This is a genomic window from Haloferax marinum, from assembly GCF_009674625.1.
Lineage (GTDB): Archaea > Halobacteriota > Halobacteria > Halobacteriales > Haloferacaceae > Haloferax > Haloferax marinum.
Map to the genome: position 1 here is coordinate 634,972 of NZ_WKJQ01000001.1, position 20,257 is coordinate 655,228.

A 20,257-nucleotide genomic window follows, 5' to 3' on the forward strand; every position below is an offset into this window, starting at 1 on the left:
TTTAGGGTGGGTGTCTCACAACACCGGACCGATGATACCCCCCATCGCGAACAAGTTCGTGGCGGGCGAGACGGCAGATGGTGCGGTCTCGTACGCTGAATCGTTGAACCGCGACGGTATCTCGGGGATACTGAACCTTCTCGGAGAACATTACAGCGACAGAGGCGGCGCAGACGCCGACGCGGACGCGTACATCTCGTTGGTCCGCGACATCGCTGATGCAGACCTCGACGCCTGCATCTCGGTCAAACCGTCTCAAATCGGACTCGACATCGGTGACAGTGTCTTCCGCGAAAATCTCGACCGCATCGTCGATGCCGCCGACGACGAAGGCGTCTTCGTCTGGGTCGACATGGAAGACCACGAGACGACCGACGTGACGCTCGACGCCGTCTGTGACCTCGGCACGCAGACCGACGGAAACGTCGGTGTCTGCGTCCAAGCCAACCTGAAGCGAACTCCCGACGACCTCGAACGGTTGGCGTCGGTCCCCGGCAAGGTCAGACTCGTCAAAGGCGCGTACAACGAACCCTCGTCCATCTCGTACAAGAAGAAGTCGAAGGTCGACGACGTCTACCGAGACCTGCTGGAGTACATGTTCGCGGAGTTCGACGACGGCATCGCCGTCGGCAGTCACGACCCGAAAATGCTCTCGTACGCCCGTCAACTGCACGACGAGTACGGGACGCCTTACGAGGTGCAGATGCTCATGGGTGTCCGCGAAGACGCACAACGTGAACTCGCCGACGACGACGTCGAAGTCTGGCAGTACGTCCCCTACGGCGACAAATGGTTCCTCTACTTCTACCGTCGCGTCCGCGAACGCAAGGAGAACGCGCTGTTTGCTCTTCGAGCGGTCGTCGGGGTCTGAGTTCGGTTTTTTTGGCTCTGTTGCGTTTCTTTGTAAAGTGATATGGTTTTCGTGCAACAGACAGAGGGTGCGTTCAGCGATTTGGGTTCGTTTGTACCGAACAGATTGTACCAATAGAATTTCTCCTGGCCGGAGTCGCCCCAAGCGGTGAGGCAGTTTTGACATTATAGTGAATCAACTCTTGAGGATTGGGCTGGAGTTCCTATCAACCTCCAGTCGATAGAACCAGGTCCTATCTGTTCCCGGATTACTCCGTCAGTGGTGGTGGATAATCCGACTCTGTGAGCATCTGAACGAGCTCTGTGCCGTCAACGAGTCGCATCTTCCGCCCGAATTCATCTACATACTTCTGGGCGGTCTGAGTGAAATTACTACTGGTCACGACGATTGCTCGGTCAGCGTCGCCCTTCGCAATAGTGCTGGCGAGTTTCTGTAGCGTTGGACGGCCGACACGATTGCTGGTGTCGAACTGCTTGACCTGGAAGGCGATTCGGTCTCCCTGATGGTATGCCCAAATATCGACCCCCTCATCGAGTGTTGATGGCGTCACGCGGGTCTCGTATCCCTTGGACTCGAAGGCCGCGGCAACAACCTGCTCGAACTCTTCCCACGAGAACAGGTAGAGATGGCGTCGCTCCCAAAGATTCTCACCCATACGGTCGACGAGGGACGCCACCGGCCGAACGAGTTCTGGCGAGACGCTCTTCAGGCCAGTATGGATGTTCTCTCGCCACACATCCGGCTGGATGCTCGGATGCTCTGTGTCGACGCGGTCAAGGAACTCAATCACATTAGTCGCACTCTCAATTAACTCGACCAATTCATCGAGCTCATCGTCGAATGTTCCCGTTTCGAGTTCTGCACAAATGTGAGCCACCACCTGACCGAAGGGATAAGAAGGATACCGCCGGTGTGCGTCACAGGCAGTCTCTACGACTTCAAGGGTTGCTGCTAGTTGGTTGATGCGTGTAGCGCTGATATCACGCGCTCCTAAGTATCGGCCAAAGGCTTCGGGTAGTCCGTCCAGAACTGCTGCTTGGTACTCCTTTTGTGCCGTCTCAACCGCGGTCGCAAGCGAAAGGACCTGTTCGGCTGTCTTCAATCCGGACTCAAACTGAGAGAGGGATGGTTCACTGGAGTCGGAGTCGGTGAGTTGGTCAACTACGGCGACTTCCAAACGCAGATGCTCCCCAGCGGTTGCCGGCCACTTCTCACGTATTTCGGCACGCCACGACTGAAGATCGATGCGATGGACACGCTCGTCAATCCACGACTGGATGTCGTTGAATCGAGCGGCCAACGCCTTCGAATCCGCTTCGTACTCACCGGCGGTCACGTCGGAGTAAACAGTGTCAAGTTGGCTTTCGAGCTCTGCAACGCCATCATCGTCACCCTTGACGACAAGGGATTCGTATGCGTCGAGGAAATTGCTGGCAGCACCGACTAGTTCCCGATTATCTTCAGGGTTCGTCGGAACGTCCGGATGTCTCGCCTCAAGTATGGCGCCGAGCAGCTCCATTACTACAGTAGGCTCACCGGTTTCTGCGGCTGCTGAGGCGAGTTGGTGTTCGAATGACCCGAGTTCGCGGTAGTAGGTAGTAATCGCATCAACGAGGTTCGGGTCGAACGGTGGAGTGTACACAACCTCGTCGGGCTCGTCGGCCATCTCTGTGTTGGCCGCAGCGCATCGATAGGGGAGCTCAAACCCGTGTCGTGCCAGCAACTCTTGGTTGAGCTGTCGAATCGCAGTGTTAAGCTCTTTTATCGACTCGGTGACCGCGTTGGCGCGACGGGCACGGTTGCTGGCCCATGCTTGGATGTCATCAACGTAGACGGCCAGCGCTTCTGTATCTTCACACCTACAGGCGACCATGTCGGAGTAAACAGTGTCAAGCTGGCTTTCGAGCTCTGCAATGCCATCATCGTCGCCCTCGACAACAAGGGACTCGTACGCTTCAAGGATGTCGACCGCAGCACCGACTAGTTCCCGATTATCTTCAGGGTTCGTCGGAACGTCCGGATGTCTCGCCTCAAGTATGGCGCCGAGCAGCTCCATTACTACAGTAGGCTCACCGGTTTCTGCGGCTGCTGAGGCGAGTTGGTGTTCGAATGACCCGAGTTCGCGGTAGTAGGTAGTAATCGCATCAACGAGGTTCGGGTCGAACGGTGGAGTGTACACAACCTCGTCGGGCTCGTCGGCCATCTCTGTGTTGGCCGCAGCGCATCGATAGGGGAGCTCAAACCCGTGTCGTGCCAGCAACTCTTGGTTGAGCTGTCGAATCGCAGTGTTAAGCTCTTTTATCGACTCGGTGACCGCGTTGGCGCGACGGGCACGGTTGCTGGCCCATGCTTGGATGTCATCAACGTAGACGGCCAGCGCTTCTGTATCTTCACACCTACAGGCGACCATGTCGGAGTAAACAGTGTCAAGCTGGCTTTCGAGCTCTGCAATGCCATCATCGTCGCCCTCGACAACAAGGGACTCGTACGCTTCAAGGATGTCGACCGCAGCACCGACCACATCACGACTATCTTCAGGACTCGTGGGGGCGTCCGGATGTCTTGATTCGACTATGGCGCCAAGTCGATCCGTAACTGGAGTGGGCCCATCGGTTTCTGTGGCTGTCGCGGTGAGTTGGCGTTCGAACGGTCCGAGTTCGCGGTAGTAGGTGATAGCCGCGTTGACAATGTCTGGGTTAAGCGGTGGCGTGTACACGACTTCAACGGGGTCGTCGACTGTCTGTGGGTCGGCTGCCGCGCGGCGATAGGGGAGCTCGAACCCGTGTCGTGCTAGCAACTCTTGGTTGAGCTGTCGGGTAATGACGTCCAGTTTTTTGAGCCGTCGTGCAGCCTGTCTTTTTTTTGGGCGGGCTTTCCGCATATAGATGTCAATTTCAGATTCCAGCCGCCTTCTAGTGTGACTCGGCAGTTGTTGGTCGGTTATTTCTCTCGCTTCACGATAACACTCAATCGCCTCACCGTATTTACCGGCATTCTGCAAGCGGTTGCCCGTCACGATTCGCTTACGCACGTCTCGAAATATCCGCTCCTCTTCATTTTTCACCCCCGTATGCCAATCTATGGTGTCAAATCCCTCATTGATACGTGTCTCGTCGAAAACCTCGTCAATATCTCTAGCGTTGGAAAGGGGTCGCTCATCAATCAGCATCCGCCCGCGTTGATTTGCACACCTCAATAACTCATCAACAACCTCGTCAACCTGGGCCTGGTTTCTTCGGCGTACACTCTTCAATTGGGTAATCGCCTCAAGATACCTGTCGGCCGCAAGCTTTCGCTTCCCCGATTCAGCCAGCTTATCTCCCTCCTTTACATTTAAAATAGCTGAATTTATCTCTGAGATTACTGAACCAGCTGAGTCATCACCTGAAACCATTGAATTGAGCACTCCCCCTGTGGAGACTACTCAATATCAATGGTCATCATGGAATAAGATTGGGGTCCTGATTCAAATTCGATAACGCAGACAACAGCCGCTGCACGACCGACCGGTGGCCTGTATTAAGCACGCCGGCTGAAACCTATAAGACACAAATATTTCGACAGAATCGGATTCCCGTTTCGAGTCGTCTACTGTGGGTCGAGGAGCTTCGATTCGGCCTTTCGTAAGTGTTCGAGCAGGGTCGTCTTCGAGATGTCGAGCATCGACGCGAGTTCGCGGGTCGAAACCTCGCGCGGCCAGCGGTAGTATCCTTCCTCGCGGGCCAGTTCGAACGCCTGTCGCTGGCTCTCGGTGAGCGTGTCGAGTCGACGTTCACGTTCGGGCTCGGCACTCTCTGCCGAGGTGATTGATTCGACGTGGATATCTGCCCCGCTGTTGTCCATGACGGCTTGAATCCGCTCTCGTATCTCTCCGCGTTCGCCGGGGAACCAGACCTGCCACTCCTCTCGTCCGTCTTCTATCCGTGTCGGGGCACTGTGGACGAACCCCTGCTGGAGCAGATGTGGGTTGATCATATCTCCGGGGTCGTATTCGAGGAAGAACTCTCGGGCCACCGACCCAGGGGTCGCCTGCCGACCCCGAGTGTCGAAACGCTCCTGCAGTTCGAGGACGTCCCCGGTCAACGCCGAGTCGGCGATTACGTCGAGAAGTTCCTGAACTTCCTCGATGGAGTCACCGTATGCAGTGAAGAGACCATTCGTCCGTTCGATACCCGCCGTCGGCGCGTCGTAGATTGCGTGTGCAAGGATGCCGCCGGAGTAGTCACTTGTCGCCTCTATTGCCCAACAGTTCGGATGCCAGAGGTCGAGCGTCAGGCGCGTGCCTTGGCCTGCCATGCGCTCGCTCATGGTGCCGGGTAGTATGTGCGAATGTAAGACGTTGTCTATGGACACGACGAACGTGTCAATAGAATCTGTCCGAGCGAAGGTGTCGATTCTGGCCTCCATATAGTGGGTCCACCCTCCCATGGGAGGTGCCTGGGTTATTAATGGTAGTTCCGCAACTACCACCACATGACGCAGGATGTTTATCAGCACTATATAAACGGAGAATGGACAGACGGCTCCGGGTCGGAGACGTTCGAGAGCGAGAACCCAGCGACCGGCGAGACGCTGGCAACGTTCCGACGCGGCACTCCCGAAGACATCGACGTCGCTGCTGACGCGGCAGACGCAGCGTACGAAGAGTGGCGCGAACTCTCGCACATCGACCGCGCAGAGTACATGTGGGAGATTTACCACGAACTGCGTGACCGCACCGAGGAACTCGCAGAGGTCGTCACCAAAGAGTGTGGGAAGGAGATTTCCGAAGGCCGCGCCGACGTCATCGAGGCGTACCACATGGTCGAGTGGGCCGCTGGCGACGCCCGTCACCCCAAGGGCGACGTGATTTCCTCCGAAATCCCTGCGAAAGACGCCTACATGCGCCGCAAGCCCCGCGGTGTCGTTGGCTGTATCACGCCGTGGAACTTCCCGGTCGCCATCCCGTTTTGGCACATGGCCGTCGCACTCGTCGAGGGCAACACCGTCGTCTGGAAACCCGCCGAACAGACGCCGTGGTGTGGCCAAATCATCGCCGAGATGTTCGAAGACGCCGGTATCCCGGACGGCGTGTTCAACATGGTACAGGGCTTCGGTGACGCCGGTGCCTCCATCGTCGACGACGAACGCGTCGATACGGTCCTCTTTACGGGGTCCGCAGAGGTCGGTCACGAAGTCGCGAGCAAGGTCGCCCAGCAACCCGGCAAACTCTCCGCGTGTGAGATGGGTGGCAAGAACAACATCGTCATCACGGAGAAGGCGGACCTCGACATCGCCGTCCACTCCGCCGTGATGTCGTCGTTCAAGACGACCGGCCAGCGCTGTGTCTCCTCCGAGCGCCTCGTCGTCCACGAAGACGTCTACGACGAGTTCAAAGAGCGTTACGTCGCCCTCGCGAAGGAAGTCTCCGTCGGCGACCCACTCCGCGAAGACACCTTCATGGGCCCCCTCATCGAGGAAGGCCACAAAGAGAAGGTCAAAAGCTACGCCGAACTCGCCAAGAAAGAAGGCGTGAACGTCCTCGTCGACCGGACCGAACTCGACGACGACGAGATTCCAGACGGCCACGAAGACGGTCACTGGGTCGGCCCGTTCGTCTACGAAGCCGATGCGAAAGAAGACCTGCGTTGCACCCACGAGGAAGTCTTCGGTCCTCACGTCGCCCTGCTCAAGTACTCCGGTGACATCGAGGAAGCAGTCGAGATTCAGAACGACACCGACTACGGCCTCGCCGGCGCGGTTATCTCCGAGGACTACCGCCAGATCAACTACTACCGCGACAACGCCGAAGTCGGCCTCGCCTACGGGAACCTCCCGTGTATCGGTGCAGAGGTCCACCTGCCGTTCGGCGGTGTGAAGAAGTCCGGTAACGGCTACCCCTCGGCCCGCGAAATCATCGAGGCTGTCACCGAGCGCACCGCGTGGACGCTCAACAACTCCAAGGAGATTCGCATGGCACAGGGTCTCTCCGCGGACATCAAGACGAAAGACGACGAGTAAGCTCTCTCGTTCAGCCGCTCGACTGAGCGGTCACGACCCACTTTTTTGCCGTCTCGGAACTGCCCATCCTGAGTCGAAACGACGAACTGCCACGCTTGGTCCCAGACGTGCGTGTCGCTCTCGAAGTATATCGTTGCGTCCGGGTACACTGTTCGTCTGAAGCATTGAAGCGCGAGATTTTCGGTATCCTACGTCGAAAATCTCTTGCTTCGTCCAAAGGTGAGACTCCGGCGTTGAAAAACCCGTCGTAACCATCGGTACAGAACTCGTCAGACGACGAGTGTCTCGACTCAGAAGCGTGAAAGTGTGCGAAGGGAGCGGCCCTTCGCGAATCTCGTATCACCAGTTGGCGAAGTGAGACGAGGGGAGTGCCCCCTCCGGGCTTGGGGGCGGGTAACGACGTGGCCACGTCGTTAGGCGCCACAACGGACCCCGATACGTTGCAGCGAGTGCGGCGGATGTGGAGTCGCCGACGTCTGGCGAGAAAAGCGCCTATTGCGTCGGCGATTCACGCTAAGGAGTGGTGGTGTATAAACCCACCGTAACACTGCATACCGTGCGTCGAACCAGTCTAACTGACAGGTTTACGCCGTCGGTTCGAGTTCTCGTCGAAGGGCCGCTTCGAGGTTGTCGAGTTCTCGGTCGAGGTTGCGCTCGAAGAACGTCTCGACGCCTGGGAGTCGACCATCGACGACGAACTCGTTGACGAGTCGGCATCCGTCGCCGGCCGGTTCGATCGTGTGCTCGCCCGTGACGCGCATCACCCGTGACCGGCCGACGAATTTGACGTGTGTCGGCTCGTCCACGGCGACGTCTTCGGTCTCGACTTTGGCAGTCGACCGGATGAGTGGAATCGGCAGTTCGAGATACCACGTCGCCCGGCGGCCGTCTGCAGCGACGTCGAACCGTTCGACGACACTAATCGCTCCCGCTCGCTTTGCTGGGTCGGCGATAAACTCCCAGACATCTTCGACGGGAGCGTCGAACTCGAACGTTCGTTTCACGCGGACGGTCATGAGAGTACGTCACACCTCGGTAGTAAAAACCCGCGGAATCGGTTTAGCTCAGGGTGACACGCCACGTCGTCGAGCGCGCGCGACCCCACTTTTCGATTTCGACGTCTTCTGATTTCTCGGCCAGATGCGGGAGACGAGAGCCAACTTGCTTTGCGGTGAGACCGATAGCTTCCGCGATATTCTTTGCCCGGAAGTACCCCTCTCCGCGGCTAACGCTATCGCGGAGGTATGCGATAATGCGTTGTTCCTCGTCGGTGTACTCGGTCATTCTCGAACCGTCTAGGGAATGTGCGCTCTTAACGGTTACTTGTGTTCTTGACTACTGGAACAGGTGAGCACCGGAGACGGCCAGCGAAGCGGCGATGATTGCCACGGCGAAGCCGAGTGCCTGCGTCAGTTGGTCTGGTCCCGCAACCATCAGGCCGCCGCCGACGACCGTGAGGACGCCGAACAACGCGGTAAAGCCGATGGACTTGTCGGATTGTACGGTCTCAGTTTCCATATCTGAGCATGTTTCGGGTGCGCACTTAGTTTATTCGACAGCGGTTGCCGTGAGAGACTGTCACATCGGGGGTGACCCGAGCACGATACGCCATTGGCGCGTGAACCAGCCCCGAATTGTGTAATGCGCACACGTGTCACTGTCGTCACAGGCCATTCGACATTTGTACTAGTAGCCTGTGCCACAGGACGATGGGACTTACAAGTCTACTGTTCGGCAGTCGACTCCGAACCGCCCTCCTCTTGTTCCTCGTGGGTGCAGGCGCTCTCGGTGGTGCCTTCGCCACGGGCGTTCTCGGCGCACCGAGCGTCGAGGGCGTAGACAACCAGTTTGCCAGCGTCAACGAGACGTCGACAGTCATCGAGTCTGAGGTCGACGTCGAAAACCCGAACCCGATTTCGGCGAATCTCTCGGGTGTCAGCGTCGACTACGCGGTGTACATGAACGGCCTGGGTATGGCAGATGGAGACAAAGACGGTGTCTCTGTCGGAACAGGAGACACCGCAATCCCACTCCAGACGACGCTCGCGAACGACCGCATCCCGGCGTGGTGGGTCTCACACATCCAACACGGTGAGCACACGACACTCACAGTCGATGCGTCGGTCACCTCCGAGACACTCGGGAAGACCTTCGACGCGCCGGAGATAACCCGCAGTATCGACACCGACCTGCTCTCTGCGTTCAACTCCACCGAGACCAGAGAGGTGAACGCAAACGCCACAGTCGTCTCAGACCCCGTCCTCTACGTCAACGAGACGAGCGCAGAGTGGGGTGCGTCGACCCAGAACCGGACGGCACTGGAACTCACCTTCGTCGTCCACAACCCCAAACCGTACCCCGTCGCCGTCTCGGAACTCGGCTACGACATCTCGATGAACGACGTCGACGTCGGCGAAGGGACGACCGACTCCGAATACGTCATCCAGCCCCACTCGACGAAGACCATCGAGGCGACGACGTATATCGAAAACGAGAGACTCGACGAGTGGTGGGTCTCACACCTCGAACGGAACCAGACGACTGACCTCCGCATCGACTTCTACGCAAAACTCGACGCCGGAGGCACGACGTTCACCGTCCCGCTGGACCCACTGACCTACGAGAAGACGTTCGAGACGGACATCTTCGGCACCAAGTCGTCGAGTTCCGACTCGGCCGGGGAGACGACCACCCAGTCGTCTGAGACGACGGAGTCGGACACAACGACGACCGAATCAGAGACGACGACGGAGGCGGGCACGGCAACCACGACGACCACCGCTGAACCAACCACGACCTCCGAACCGACGACCACAGACACGACCACGACGACAGACGACGGTGGCGAGACGACCACAGACACGACCACGACCACCGACGACGGTGGCGAGACGACCACAGACGACGGGTTGTTGTAGTTCAGCGGCCACACATCGTCGGCGATGGTGAATCCTGTCCAAGCCGACAACTCTTTACCTCGTGCCACGATAGCACTGAATATGACACGGAGTACCCACGCTCCTGATCGAGTTCTTCTCCCGTGATGAGAACCCTGTGACCGTCGAAAGCGACGACGAAGCCATCGTCCTCACTATCGGCGGCCAGACCTGTGAACTGTCTCGTGACGCTGCTGCCGACCTGCAGGAAGCGATTGGTTCGGCACTCACTGAAAAACGCGAATTCTTCCGGACGGCCGGCGAGTACCGGCAGGACGGGAGTTACGTCGTCTCCAGGCGCGGTGCAGATTCCACCGGAAACGCGAAAGTGTTCACCAGTTTCGAGGAACTGCGACGCCTGTACCATCGACTCCCGGAGGAGTTTACCGCAGAAGACGTCGGGCGGACCGGCATCACCGGGTCGCGGCGACACATGATAATCCGCCATCTGGGTGAGCACCCGGCGTTCGACTGCCGAATCGCCAGTCGGAACCCACTGACCGGCGAGAAAGAATCCAAGCGCGTCGAAAGCAGAAGCGAGAGAAAGGAAGTAGAGATAGTCGCCGACTGAGTCGCGTTCTCAGTCGAGCGTGACGTGTTCTGACTCTTCGTTGAGCGCCAGGTTCGCCGCGATTTCGGCGTTCCGCATCGCGTACTGTGCCGTCTGCTGGAGACTGACGAGGACCTCGCGAATCTGGAGGAGTTTCTCGTTTTCCATCTCGGGGAGGTCGTTGAGGATGTCGCGCTCGCGGTCACCGATCTCCCGGTAGAGTTCTCGGCACTCGATAGTGAGGTCGTAGTCGCGTTCGACGACGGCACGAACTGCGGTGTTCGTAATCTCGTCCACGTGGTCGGTGAACTCACGGATGCGCCGCATCGTCGATTGGTCCACGTCGATGGTGTGTCCATCGGCGTCCATGACGATGTTGGCGATGTCTTCGGCGTTGTCGGCGGTGAGTTCGAGGTTCTTCGCCACCGCGCGGTAGCCGATGAGGGGGAACCCTGAGTCGAGTCCGACGGCCCGTGCGAGGTTCGGGTTCTGGTACGAGGTGAAGATGAGGCGAAGCAGGAGGACGAAAATCTTGTTCGCCTGCCGTTCGCGGTTGAGTGCTCGCTGTGCGAGGTCGGGGTTGCCGTGTGCGAGCGCCTTGATGGCCTCTCCGCGCATCGTACTGCCCGTGTTCTCCAGTCGTTCGAGGAGGTTGTCGAGGGTGAAGTCCTCGGCGTCGACCGAACAGCGAATCGCGATTCGTTCGGGGGTCTCCTCTATGACACCGAGACCCATGAGTTGTGTCTCGGCCTTGTAGACGGCGTTGATGTGGTCGGAGTCGAGCGCGCCTTCGCTCTTTTCTATGTGAATGACACGCCGCCCGAGCACGTACTGTGCGACGATTGCCCGTTCGAGTGCCTCCGCGTTGAGGTTGTCCGCTCGAATCGTTGCTTTCGAATCTTCGTTGCTCACTGACTCGGGGAGGACGGTCAGTGTTCCTTTTCCACTTGTGCGAATGGACACTTCGTCGCCCTTGTCGACGTTGTGTTCTTTGGCCCACTCCGCTGGGAGCGTCATCGCCAGCGTAGAGGGTCCCAGACGCTGGACTTTCCGGGTCTCCATGGTGGTTCTCACCCTTTCAATGACCTTAAATCCCACTATATGCCAACCTTAGTGAACAATGATGTTCATCTCTCCTTACACAGCATAACATGTACTAGAGTGATTCTCGAAACAAGGCCCCCTGTACGCGACAGAGAGGCCGGTAAATCGCTCACTCGATTCGCATCATTCGCCGTTCGACCCGGCCAACCCGGACTTTCGTCCACCCACGGAGTTCTTCGTCCAGGACGGTGTCGTCGGTATCGACGCGGAGGACCGGGATGGTGTCGAGTTTCGACCGTGAGGCGACGACGGAGACGTCACACCGCCGAATTACGTCGGGGGAGAGTTGCGGGTTTCCACGCCCGAAGATGAATCCTTGTCCGCCGATCGGCGTGACGACGATGACGTTCGTCTCACCGAGCTGTTCGAGAATCTCGGCTTCCGTCGCGTCGCGGACGAGGAGTTCGCCGTCGCGATAGACGTCGACACCGAGTGGTGACCCGTCGATGCCGAGTTCGTCTTTGACCGCGCCGACGGTACTTCCGGGACCGAGGACGTACGTGACGCCCGTCTCGGCACGGATATCGTCTGCGACACCCGCGGCGAGTGCTTCGACGGTTCCGGTGCTGGTCTGTTTCGACGATTGGAGGTCCTCGGCGACGGGGACCTGCGCGACTGCACGGAGTTCTGGATGAATCTCGCCAGCGCGGTAGTCGTCTTCGTCGATGTCCATGACCTCTCGGGGTTCGGTTCGCTCGAACGTGGTCGCAATCACGGCGGCGTCTTCGGGCGAGACGGCGAACACAGACGAGTAGACTTTCACACCGGCAGGGACGCCGAGCATCGGAACCTCGCTCCCGTCGAGTGCCTCGGCGACGTCGGCCGCGGTTCCGTCACCACCGACGAACAACACGAGGTCCACTCCTGCATCGACGAAGGCTTCGACGGCGGTGATGGTGTCTGTGGCGTCGGTCTCCTCGTCACTCGGTCCTCCGAGAACCTCGGGGTCGAACCCGACGCTCCTGGCGAGCGACGCACCCATCGGGTCACCCCACGCGAGGAGTTCCGTCTCGGGCGCGGCGTCGTACAACTGGGCGAGTGCTCGTTCGGCACGGCCCGGTGCCCGAGGCTCTGCCCCGCGCTCTCTGGCCTCTTGGACCTTCCCGTCGGTTCCTTTCAACCCGACGCGACCACCCATTCCCGCCACGGGGTTGACGACGACACCAATTCGCATATCGAAACGAATCCTCGCCCGCGTCAAAAGCACCGCGATGGGGATGTGGCACACGGCACTCTCTCGGCGTGTGGTCTTGGACGGCCCCACGAGTGCCTCGTCTCGACTCGACTGCGCGAGACCACGTATTCAGCGACTCCTGAGTTTCGCCAAAACCTCATTGTTTAAGGACGGGTCGGGGCAATTGTCATCTATGATTCCGTTAGAAGCAGCCGAGCAGGTTCTTCCGATGTCTGAGACGGCCGCGACCGTGCTCATCGTGGGTATCCTGATGACCGTCGGGTGGCTCTGGTACCTCCAGCGCTGACCGGTCTACGCCTCGCTACGCCTCGTACCGCTCGACTCGTTTTTCGAGCCACTCCGCCGCCTCATCGACGGTAGCCTCGTCTGCCGCCGAGAGTTTCACACGGACGTGGTCGCCGGGGTAACTGCCGACGGTCACGTCGAACTTCTCTCGAATCTCCTCGAAGCGTTCGATGAGTGAACTCTCGGGGTCCGACGTGTGGACGTATCTGACGTGTGTCGCCTCCCCGGCGAACTCGTCTGCGATTCGTTCGAACATCGTCTTCATCTCTCGGGGGACGCCCGGCAGGACGTAGACCGACCCGACGACTGCACCGGGAGCGACGCCTTCGTCGTTCGGGAGCATCCGTGCGCCTGCAGGGAGGTCCGTCGTCCCTTCGACCAGGTCGTTCGCCGAGTACCCACCGTTCGTCTCTAACCAGACGGCAGCCTCCTCGTTTCGTTCCATCGAGCGGCCGAACGCCGCGGCGACGGCGTCCATCGTCACGTCGTCGTGTGTCGGTCCGAGTCCACCGGTGACGACGACGCTGTCGAACTCCGCGTGGTACTCGTTGACGACGCGGGCGATGTCGCCGATGCGGTCCGGGACCGTCGTCACTCGTTCGACGGAGACGCCGCGGTCGGTCAGTTGTTTACACAACCACGTCGCGTTCGTGTTCTCTGTGTCGCCTGCGAGAAGTTCGTCTCCCACGGTGACTACGGCGGCTTGCATATTCCAGGATAGGGTCGTGACAGGCAAAAAGGCGTCCGCACCGGAAACCCGCGGGCAACGGGCCTATCGGTTCTTCCCGTCGCCGCCTTCGACGTCGAGGCCGAGCTCTTCGCGCCGTCTCTGAAGCTCCTCGACTTGCCGTCGGTAGTAGAGAATCCCCGCACCACCGACGAGTATCGAGATGGCCGCGATGGCGGCGAAGATTCCGAGGTCGCGCTGGAGGTAGAACTGCACGACGATACTCCCGTCTGAGACGTTGGGCCACGTGATGTGTAGCTGGTCGTCGACGATTTCAGTGTCGTACCCGGACGGGCGGACGGACCCGAATATCGGGAAGTTCACGCGTCGGTCCGGTGGCAGGACGACTTCGTACGACCCTTCGACGAAGACTGGAAGCGAGAACCGCTTCGGCGTCGACGACGAGGTGAACGCGACTTTTCCGTCGCTGTTCGCGTCTGCCGGGAGCGTGACGTTCGTGACTCGTCTGTTCTGGGTGACGCTCCCACCACGGGCTTTCAGTTCCGAGCCGTTAATCACCGTTCCGTTGGCGTACCGATAGCGCAGCGATTCCACCTGCAGAGGTGTCCGACTGCCGAACCCGTCGAATCGGTAGAGTTCGAGAGAAGACTCGTTCACGTCGTAGACGGCACGGAACCGGCCGTTCTCCTGAACGGTGATGTGTGCGTCCGTGTCGGCAGCCCACCGGTACGATTCGGCGGGGTCGGTGTCGAGTCGGTCGTCCGAGACGGAGGACGTGCCACCGAGACACCCTGCGGTGACGAGGAGGAGGGCGAGTCCAACAATACCAACGAGGAGTCGCCTGTTCATCGTCTTACTGGCCGATGACTGCCTTGAGTTCCGAGGGCAGGTACGACCCGATGCTGGCGAGGAGCCCCGGCGGGTCGGTCTGGTCTTTGCAGACGATACTCTGTTCGAGGAGACCGAGTCGTTCGACCGTGACGATGTCGTTTGCGTGGCCGGCGCGGTTCACCGTCGCACGAACTTCGCCGCGAGTGGCGCTGTTGACGTTGACGCGACCGCTCCCACGTGTCCAGTCGTATAGCATGTCGACCGTCTCGTCGGCCAGACGAGATGGCTCGTCGTCGCCGCCGTAGACGAACGAAAGCGGCATGTGCTGGACGAGGCCGAACCGGTCACGAATCTGCACTGCAGACCCGCGACCCAGACCGAGTTCCTCGGTCGGAATGCGGACTTCCTGTCCGGCGTCGAGGACGAACCCGTCGTCGTCCCAGTGTTCGAGCGTTCCGACGTACGTCTCACCGGCAGAGAGGTGCGGGGTAACTTCGCCCCACTCCTCGCGGAGGACGTTGCGCGCGACGTTTTCGTCGTCGCCCGTGACGGTCACAGAGATGAAGTCGTCGTCGCGGATACCGATGTCGTAGTCTACGTCGAGGCTCCCGATGTCGTTCGCGACGAGCGACGTGAGGCTGTCGAGGGCGCGGTCACGCGCTTCGCCGTCGATGTAGCACTTCGTTGCGAGTACAACCATCGATTAGTTCGTACCCGTCACTTCGACGTTCAGTTCGTCTCGGAGTTCGTCGATTCGGTGCTCCATCGCGTTGACGAGGTCGGCGTTGTCCATCGGTTCGAGCGGTGCGCCGGTCTCGGGACACTGGAAGCCCAGTTCCATCGCTTCGGAGAACTCGAAGCGGATACCGGCGGGTTCAGAGAGATAGAACTCGTGGTTTCGTTCGTAGTCGAGACGCTCTTCGAGCGCCTCCAGAAGCCGGTACATCTCTTCTTCGAGGTTCTCCGGGATGTTTTCGTAGTGGAACGTCCAGAGATAGGTGAGCCATCCAGAGTCCTCGTCGCGGACGCGACGATACGACGCGAGGTCGTTCTCGTAGAGGATGAAGAGGGCGCGACGAACGTCGTTGAGCTCTAAGCCGAGCTCTTCTGCGAGTTCTTCGTCGGTGACCTCGCCGTCCGGGGGTGCCGCTGCGACTGGCATCCCCGTCGGCCCAACCAACTCGTGGAGGTACTTCTGGATAACAGGGTCGTTCAGTAACTCCTCAAAAGCCATTGTCGAAAATGGCGTCAGGAACGCCATTAAGTCTTATTACTCTCACGCACATGGAGAACCGCCCGCAGAGGCGTCGATTCCCGCTCCCTACCCGGAAGTTTCCGGAACGACGTTCACTTTTCGTCCTTCCGTGCCGGTCACTCCACGTCCCCGTGCCGGTCACTCCTCGTCCCCGTGCCGGTCACTCCTCGTCCGCTGGAACGACCTTCTTCCCAGTCTCCATCGGTACGACCGTATTCTCGGCGTCTTTCCATTCACGGTCGAGTTCGCGCCCGTCGAACAGTCGGTCTAAGAAGACGGCGAGCCCTGCGACTTCCGAGTGCGGTTGGTTCGTCACGCCGACGTTCCAGTCTGCTTCGTCGTACACTTCGAAGGGGACTTTCTCGCCACCGACGACGACGAGGATGGGTTCGTCGGCGTGCGCCTCGCGGATGTCGGCTTCGACGTCCTGGACGCGCTCGCCGTACATCGTCAGGTGGACGATTTTCCCGTCCCAGTTGCGGATGACGCCGTTGAGCGCCTCGGTGAGTTCGACGGTGAACGGTCCACCGAACCGGCCGGTGATGTCTTCGACGGTCTCCAGCGACTGCCCCGCGTTGTCGGGGAAGATGACCCGGTCCGCACCGAGCGCGCGGGCGGTGAGTCCGACGTGCGTGGTCATCCGGTCGTCTCGTCCCGGTCGGTGTCCGTACCGAAGGACGGCGACTTCGGGTTCGTCTTGCATGCTTCTCCGAAGACCACGGGGGAAAGTGGTGCTTTCGGAACGTCGGCGCCGCTTCGACACCTTCGCTCACGCGTCTCATCACACGCCTGAGGTTTATTACCGATGGCGACCCACCGCAGACTATGAGTAACACCCCGGAGGCTGGCGCCGGCGTCGAGTGGGTCGACCTGTCGGACCGAACTGCACTCGTCACCGGGTCCACCTCGGGTATCGGTCGCGAGACGGCACTCGCACTGGGCCGACTCGGCGCGACTGTCTTCGTCCACGGTCGCGACCGAGACGCTGGCCGACAAGTCGCGTCGGCCATCGACGACGCCGGAGGGGACGCCATCTTCTTCCGCGCCGACCTCTCGGAAGTCGAGACAGTTCACCGCCTCGCTGCCGAGATTCGAGCCCGAACCGACCGTCTCGATATCCTGGTGAACAACGCCGCCGCGAACTTCTCGGAGGGGCGGTTGACAGACGATGGCGTCGAACGGACGTTCGCAATCAACCATCTCGCACCGTTCGTCCTCACACTCGACCTACGGGACCTGTTGCCCGACGATGGTCGCGTCGTCACCGTCTCGTCGGGCGTTCATCCACGCGCAGACGGTTCCTTCGACGTGACGACAGTGGACGACTACGACGGCCTCGACGCCTACGCCCGGTCGAAACTGGCGAACATCCTCTTTACCGTCGAACTCGCACGCCGGTTCGACGGCCCGACGGCGAACTGCTGTCACCCCGGATTGGTACCGGCGAGTCAACTCTGGCGCGACGCGTCCATCCCCATCCGTCTCGCAGTCGGTCTGCTCGAACGCCTTCCGGAACCGCTCACCCGCCGCGTCATCGACACACCGGCGACTGGTGCTGAGACGTCAGTCTACCTCGCCGCATCACCCGACGTCGAGGGCGTCACTGGCCAGTACTTCTCCGACTGTGCGCCCAAAGAACCCGCACCGATAGCGACCGACGACCGACTCGCCAGTGAACTGTGGAAGATGAGCGAGGACCTCACGGGAGTCACGTGGTCGTGACGTCTGCTGGGCCGGCCACCGAGTGACCGTCGTCGAAAGTGAGGGGAAACGGACTTACCGATAGGTAAACTCATCTGAAATATGTCTCTCGAACTCTCCGACAAACGCGTCCTCGTAACCGGGGGTGCAGGTCTCGTCGGCTCTCACATCGCCGCCTATCTCGCGGACGACAACGACGTCGTCGTCGCGGACGACCTGTCGAAAGGGACCCGCGAACGCGTCCCAGACGGCGTCGAGTTCGTCGAAGCCGACATGACGGACGAAGACGACGTGGCCGGCGTCGTGACCGAAGACCTCGACATCGTCTTCCACTTCGCCGCCTACACGGACACGAACTACCACGACCCTCGACAGTTGTTCGAGGAGAACACCGAGATGACGTACAACATCCTCGAACGCATGCAAGAGGTGGGCGTGACGAACATCGCCTTCACGTCGTCTTCGACCATCTACGGCGAGGCCCCACGGCCGACGCCCGAAGATTACGCACCACTCGAACCCATCAGCATCTACGGGTCTGCCAAACTCGCAGACGAGGCGCTCCTCTCGACGTTCGCCCACTCCTACGACTTCACCGTCTACATGTACCGCTTCGCCAACATCGTCGGGCCGAAACAGCGCGGCAACGTCATCCCAGACTTCATCGAGAAACTGCTCGAAGACCCAGAGACGCTCGAAATCCTCGGCAACGGCCGCCAGGAGAAGTCCTACCTGCACGTCGAAGACTGCATCGAGGCGATGTGCCACGTCGTCGAACACGCCGAACGCGACTACAACGTCTACAACCTCGGCACGCGGACGACGACGTCGGTGACGACAATCGCGAACATCGTCGCCGACGTGATGGGACTCGACCCCGACTACGAGTACACCGGCGGTGACCGCGGATGGACCGGCGACGTCCCCAAGATGCGCCTCTCCGTCGAGAAACTCTCCGCACTCGGGTGGGAACCAGACGGGTCGAGCGACGACGCCGTCCGCCGAGCGACGGAAGAACTGTACGAAGAACTGTCCTGAGTCCCGGACGGTACGACCGTCCGGTCGCCCCTCAGTTGTTCCCACTCACCGCTCGGTTGTTCCCACTCACCCCTCAGTTGTTCCCACTCACCCCTGTTCGGGAACCACGACTGTCATCGTGGCGGACGCGTCGGCGTCGGTGGCCGAAAGCGACCCGGTGACCTCGTACTCGCCGGCGGGTGGTGACGACCACTCTGCTTCGTAGGTGACCGACTCGTCGGGCGCGAGCGTCTCCCTCCCGAGCGCCATCGCGAACATCCGCCCGTCGCTCCAGCGCCACACCTCCGACCCCTCGTCGTCGACGGCGACGAACTCCGCGCGTTGGCCGTCCGCGAACGAGAGGTCCTGTTGCTCTCGTCCAGTGTTCTCGACCGTCAGAATCAGCGTCAGCGACACGTCCTCGGCCATCGGAGCGACTGTCAGCGTGGCGACGAGTGGGTCACTCATACGTTCGCCTGTGGGGGCCACGAAAAAGAAACTACAGGTCGCCACCGAGACCTGGGAGAGTCAGTTGTCGCTCGAATCGTAGCCGAGTGCGGCGGCCGTGTCGAGCAGTCCGCTTCCCTGTTCGTTCGACGCGAGTCCGATATCCTCTGCTGTACTCTTGAGTCGCGAGCGAGCGTCGGCGTTCGTGTAGCCGTTGGCCATCAACTGTCCGGCGGCACCGGCGACGTGCGGCGTCGCCATCGACGTGCCCGAGAAGGTGTCGTAGCCGCCGGGAACCGTGGAGTAGATGTCCGTTCCGGGTGCGACGATTTCGACCTCGGGACCAGTCGAAGAGAACCCTGACAGCGAGTCGTCGCTCGCCGAGGAGGACACCGCCATGCACTCGCTGTACGCGGCGGGGTAGCCCACACAGTCCGTACACGGCCCAGAGTTACCCGCCGCAGCGACGAGGAAGACGCCGCGGTCGTCGGCGTACGTGCAGGCGTCCTTCACCGTCTGGGAACCCGAGGAGGCCCCGAGGCTCATGGACGCCACGTCCCAGCCCTGGTCTGCGGTGTACTCGATACCGGCGGCGATGTCGGAGAAACTCCCCGACCCGCGCTTGTCGAGCACTTTCACGGCGTGCAGCGTCGCCTCGGTGGAGACGCCCTTGACGCCCTGACTGTTGTCGTCTGCGTTGGCGATACCCGCGCAGTGGGTGCCGTGGTCGTTGTCGTCGTCCCACGCCTCCGCGTACGGCCCCCGTGACTTGACGAACGCCTTGCCCGCGCCGAGGTTCGCCTGCAAGTCCGGATGGTCCGAGTCGATTCCGGTGTCGAGGATAGCGATGTCGGCGCCCGCCCCGGTGTCGCCGTTCGCGTGGGCGACTTCTGAGTCTGTGCGGTCGATGCCCCAGGTGAGTTGCTGGGCCAGTGCGTGCATCGTTCCGTTGACCTCGACGTAGCGCACGTCGGGGCGCTTGCGCAGGCCTGCGACCGCGTTCTCGTTGACCCGGACCGTCACCGCGTCGAAGTTGAACTCTCGGACGACCTGGTCCGCCTCGGCCACCGCCGCGCGCTTGCCGCTGTCGTCGCTGTAGCCGACGTTGACCTCGACAGTGCCCGGCGTTGCCGACGCCATTCCAGCGAGCCCGGTTGTCGCGACGGCCGCGCCCGCCGCTTTCAGTACGTCACGTCGTGTCTTGGGGTCACGATATACCATGACGAACAAGAAAGTGTGACACGTTGACATAATTCTGTTGGCCAACTATCCAACTCAGCGATGTCTCGGTAGAGTCAGTCACCACGAACTACGGACCCAGCTCCCGAAAGAGCGACCGAGGTCGGTCGGAAGCGCAGTCGAACGGCCGACCACGGG

Annotated in this window: 20 protein-coding genes; 6 read left to right on the plus strand and 14 right to left on the minus strand. The window is 60.4% G+C overall.

Translation table 11 applies throughout. From position 1 onward, the window contains the following. Nucleotides 1-31: 31 nt before the first annotated feature. Nucleotides 32-871: a proline dehydrogenase family protein gene (locus GJR99_RS03220; protein ID WP_151109234.1), complete on the plus strand. Its 840-nt coding sequence runs from the start codon at nucleotides 32-34 to the stop codon at nucleotides 869-871. Between the two features lie 247 nt (nucleotides 872-1,118). Here the strand turns inward: GJR99_RS03220 and GJR99_RS03225 are convergent, their stop codons facing one another. Further along, the gene (locus GJR99_RS03225) at nucleotides 1,119-4,265 is read right to left on the minus strand and encodes a restriction endonuclease (RefSeq protein WP_151109235.1); all 3,147 of its coding nucleotides are present in this window, start codon (nucleotides 4,263-4,265) and stop codon (nucleotides 1,119-1,121) included. Between the two features lie 194 nt (nucleotides 4,266-4,459). After that, the gene (locus tag GJR99_RS03230) at nucleotides 4,460-5,179 is read right to left on the minus strand and encodes a helix-turn-helix domain-containing protein (RefSeq protein ID WP_151109236.1); all 720 of its coding nucleotides are present in this window, start codon (nucleotides 5,177-5,179) and stop codon (nucleotides 4,460-4,462) included. Between the two features lie 165 nt (nucleotides 5,180-5,344). Between GJR99_RS03230 and GJR99_RS03235 the strand changes: the two genes are divergently transcribed. Then, on the plus strand, nucleotides 5,345-6,871 hold the full coding sequence (locus GJR99_RS03235; RefSeq protein ID WP_151109237.1) for an aldehyde dehydrogenase family protein: 1,527 nt from the start codon (nucleotides 5,345-5,347) through the stop codon (nucleotides 6,869-6,871). Between the two features lie 584 nt (nucleotides 6,872-7,455). On the opposite strand, the gene GJR99_RS03240 is transcribed toward GJR99_RS03235, so the two are convergent. The 3 genes from GJR99_RS03240 to GJR99_RS03250 are packed head-to-tail and all read right to left on the minus strand — an operon-like array spanning nucleotide 7,456 to nucleotide 8,389. Continuing rightward, nucleotides 7,456-7,887 carry an SRPBCC family protein gene (locus GJR99_RS03240; RefSeq protein WP_151109238.1) on the minus strand — a complete coding sequence of 144 codons (432 nt, stop codon included), beginning with the start codon at nucleotides 7,885-7,887 and terminating at the stop codon, nucleotides 7,456-7,458. A gap of 43 nt (nucleotides 7,888-7,930) precedes the next feature. Beyond that, on the minus strand, nucleotides 7,931-8,155 hold the full coding sequence (locus GJR99_RS03245) for a DUF7123 family protein (protein ID WP_058573606.1): 225 nt from the start codon (nucleotides 8,153-8,155) through the stop codon (nucleotides 7,931-7,933). 51 nt (nucleotides 8,156-8,206) lie between these two features. After that, the gene (locus GJR99_RS03250) at nucleotides 8,207-8,389 is read right to left on the minus strand and encodes a DUF7525 family protein (protein ID WP_151109239.1); all 183 of its coding nucleotides are present in this window, start codon (nucleotides 8,387-8,389) and stop codon (nucleotides 8,207-8,209) included. Nucleotides 8,390-8,580: 191 nt separating this feature from the next. On the opposite strand from GJR99_RS03250, the gene GJR99_RS03255 reads away from it, so the two are divergent. Together GJR99_RS03255 and GJR99_RS03260 are read left to right on the plus strand one after the other, a co-directional pair. Next, nucleotides 8,581-9,789, plus strand: coding sequence for an LEA type 2 family protein (locus tag GJR99_RS03255; RefSeq protein ID WP_151109240.1), 1,209 nt, complete (start codon nucleotides 8,581-8,583; stop codon nucleotides 9,787-9,789). A gap of 136 nt (nucleotides 9,790-9,925) precedes the next feature. Then, nucleotides 9,926-10,378, plus strand: coding sequence for a DUF7528 family protein (locus tag GJR99_RS03260; protein ID WP_191967062.1), 453 nt, complete (start codon nucleotides 9,926-9,928; stop codon nucleotides 10,376-10,378). A gap of 9 nt (nucleotides 10,379-10,387) precedes the next feature. Here the strand turns inward: GJR99_RS03260 and GJR99_RS03265 are convergent, their stop codons facing one another. From GJR99_RS03265 to GJR99_RS03295, 7 genes are all read right to left on the minus strand, one after another. After that, nucleotides 10,388-11,419 (minus strand): phosphate signaling complex PhoU family protein, encoded by a 1,032-nt coding sequence (locus GJR99_RS03265; RefSeq protein ID WP_151109241.1) that lies wholly within the window; start codon nucleotides 11,417-11,419, stop codon nucleotides 10,388-10,390. A gap of 151 nt (nucleotides 11,420-11,570) precedes the next feature. Further along, nucleotides 11,571-12,635, minus strand: a complete 1,065-nt coding sequence (locus GJR99_RS03270; protein WP_151109242.1) for an ATP-NAD kinase family protein — start codon at nucleotides 12,633-12,635, stop codon at nucleotides 11,571-11,573. A gap of 322 nt (nucleotides 12,636-12,957) precedes the next feature. Continuing rightward, nucleotides 12,958-13,650, minus strand: coding sequence for a competence/damage-inducible protein A (locus tag GJR99_RS03275; protein ID WP_151109243.1), 693 nt, complete (start codon nucleotides 13,648-13,650; stop codon nucleotides 12,958-12,960). A 63-nt stretch (nucleotides 13,651-13,713) separates the two neighbouring features. Then, nucleotides 13,714-14,478 carry a DUF5803 family protein gene (locus GJR99_RS03280; protein WP_151109244.1) on the minus strand — a complete coding sequence of 255 codons (765 nt, stop codon included), beginning with the start codon at nucleotides 14,476-14,478 and terminating at the stop codon, nucleotides 13,714-13,716. Nucleotides 14,479-14,482: 4 nt separating this feature from the next. Further along, complete coding sequence (locus tag GJR99_RS03285) at nucleotides 14,483-15,160, minus strand: DUF2110 family protein (protein ID WP_151109245.1); 678 nt, start codon at nucleotides 15,158-15,160, stop codon at nucleotides 14,483-14,485. A gap of 3 nt (nucleotides 15,161-15,163) precedes the next feature. Then, on the minus strand, nucleotides 15,164-15,694 hold the full coding sequence (locus GJR99_RS03290; protein WP_151109246.1) for a transcription factor: 531 nt from the start codon (nucleotides 15,692-15,694) through the stop codon (nucleotides 15,164-15,166). Between the two features lie 181 nt (nucleotides 15,695-15,875). Continuing rightward, entirely contained in the window at nucleotides 15,876-16,418 is a 543-nt protein-coding gene (locus tag GJR99_RS03295; protein WP_151109247.1) for a tRNA (cytidine(56)-2'-O)-methyltransferase, read from the minus strand. A gap of 122 nt (nucleotides 16,419-16,540) precedes the next feature. Between GJR99_RS03295 and GJR99_RS03300 the strand changes: the two genes are divergently transcribed. Both GJR99_RS03300 and GJR99_RS03305 read left to right on the plus strand, forming a co-directional pair. After that, nucleotides 16,541-17,437 (plus strand): SDR family NAD(P)-dependent oxidoreductase, encoded by an 897-nt coding sequence (locus GJR99_RS03300; protein WP_151109248.1) that lies wholly within the window; start codon nucleotides 16,541-16,543, stop codon nucleotides 17,435-17,437. An 81-nt stretch (nucleotides 17,438-17,518) separates the two neighbouring features. Continuing rightward, nucleotides 17,519-18,454, plus strand: coding sequence for an NAD-dependent epimerase/dehydratase family protein (locus tag GJR99_RS03305; RefSeq protein ID WP_151109249.1), 936 nt, complete (start codon nucleotides 17,519-17,521; stop codon nucleotides 18,452-18,454). Between the two features lie 87 nt (nucleotides 18,455-18,541). Here the strand turns inward: GJR99_RS03305 and GJR99_RS03310 are convergent, their stop codons facing one another. Further along, nucleotides 18,542-18,901 carry a BsuPI-related putative proteinase inhibitor gene (locus GJR99_RS03310; protein WP_151109250.1) on the minus strand — a complete coding sequence of 120 codons (360 nt, stop codon included), beginning with the start codon at nucleotides 18,899-18,901 and terminating at the stop codon, nucleotides 18,542-18,544. 60 nt (nucleotides 18,902-18,961) lie between these two features. Next, nucleotides 18,962-20,101: a S8 family peptidase gene (locus tag GJR99_RS03315; RefSeq protein WP_151109251.1), complete on the minus strand. Its 1,140-nt coding sequence runs from the start codon at nucleotides 20,099-20,101 to the stop codon at nucleotides 18,962-18,964. Nucleotides 20,102-20,257: the final 156 nt, after the last annotated feature.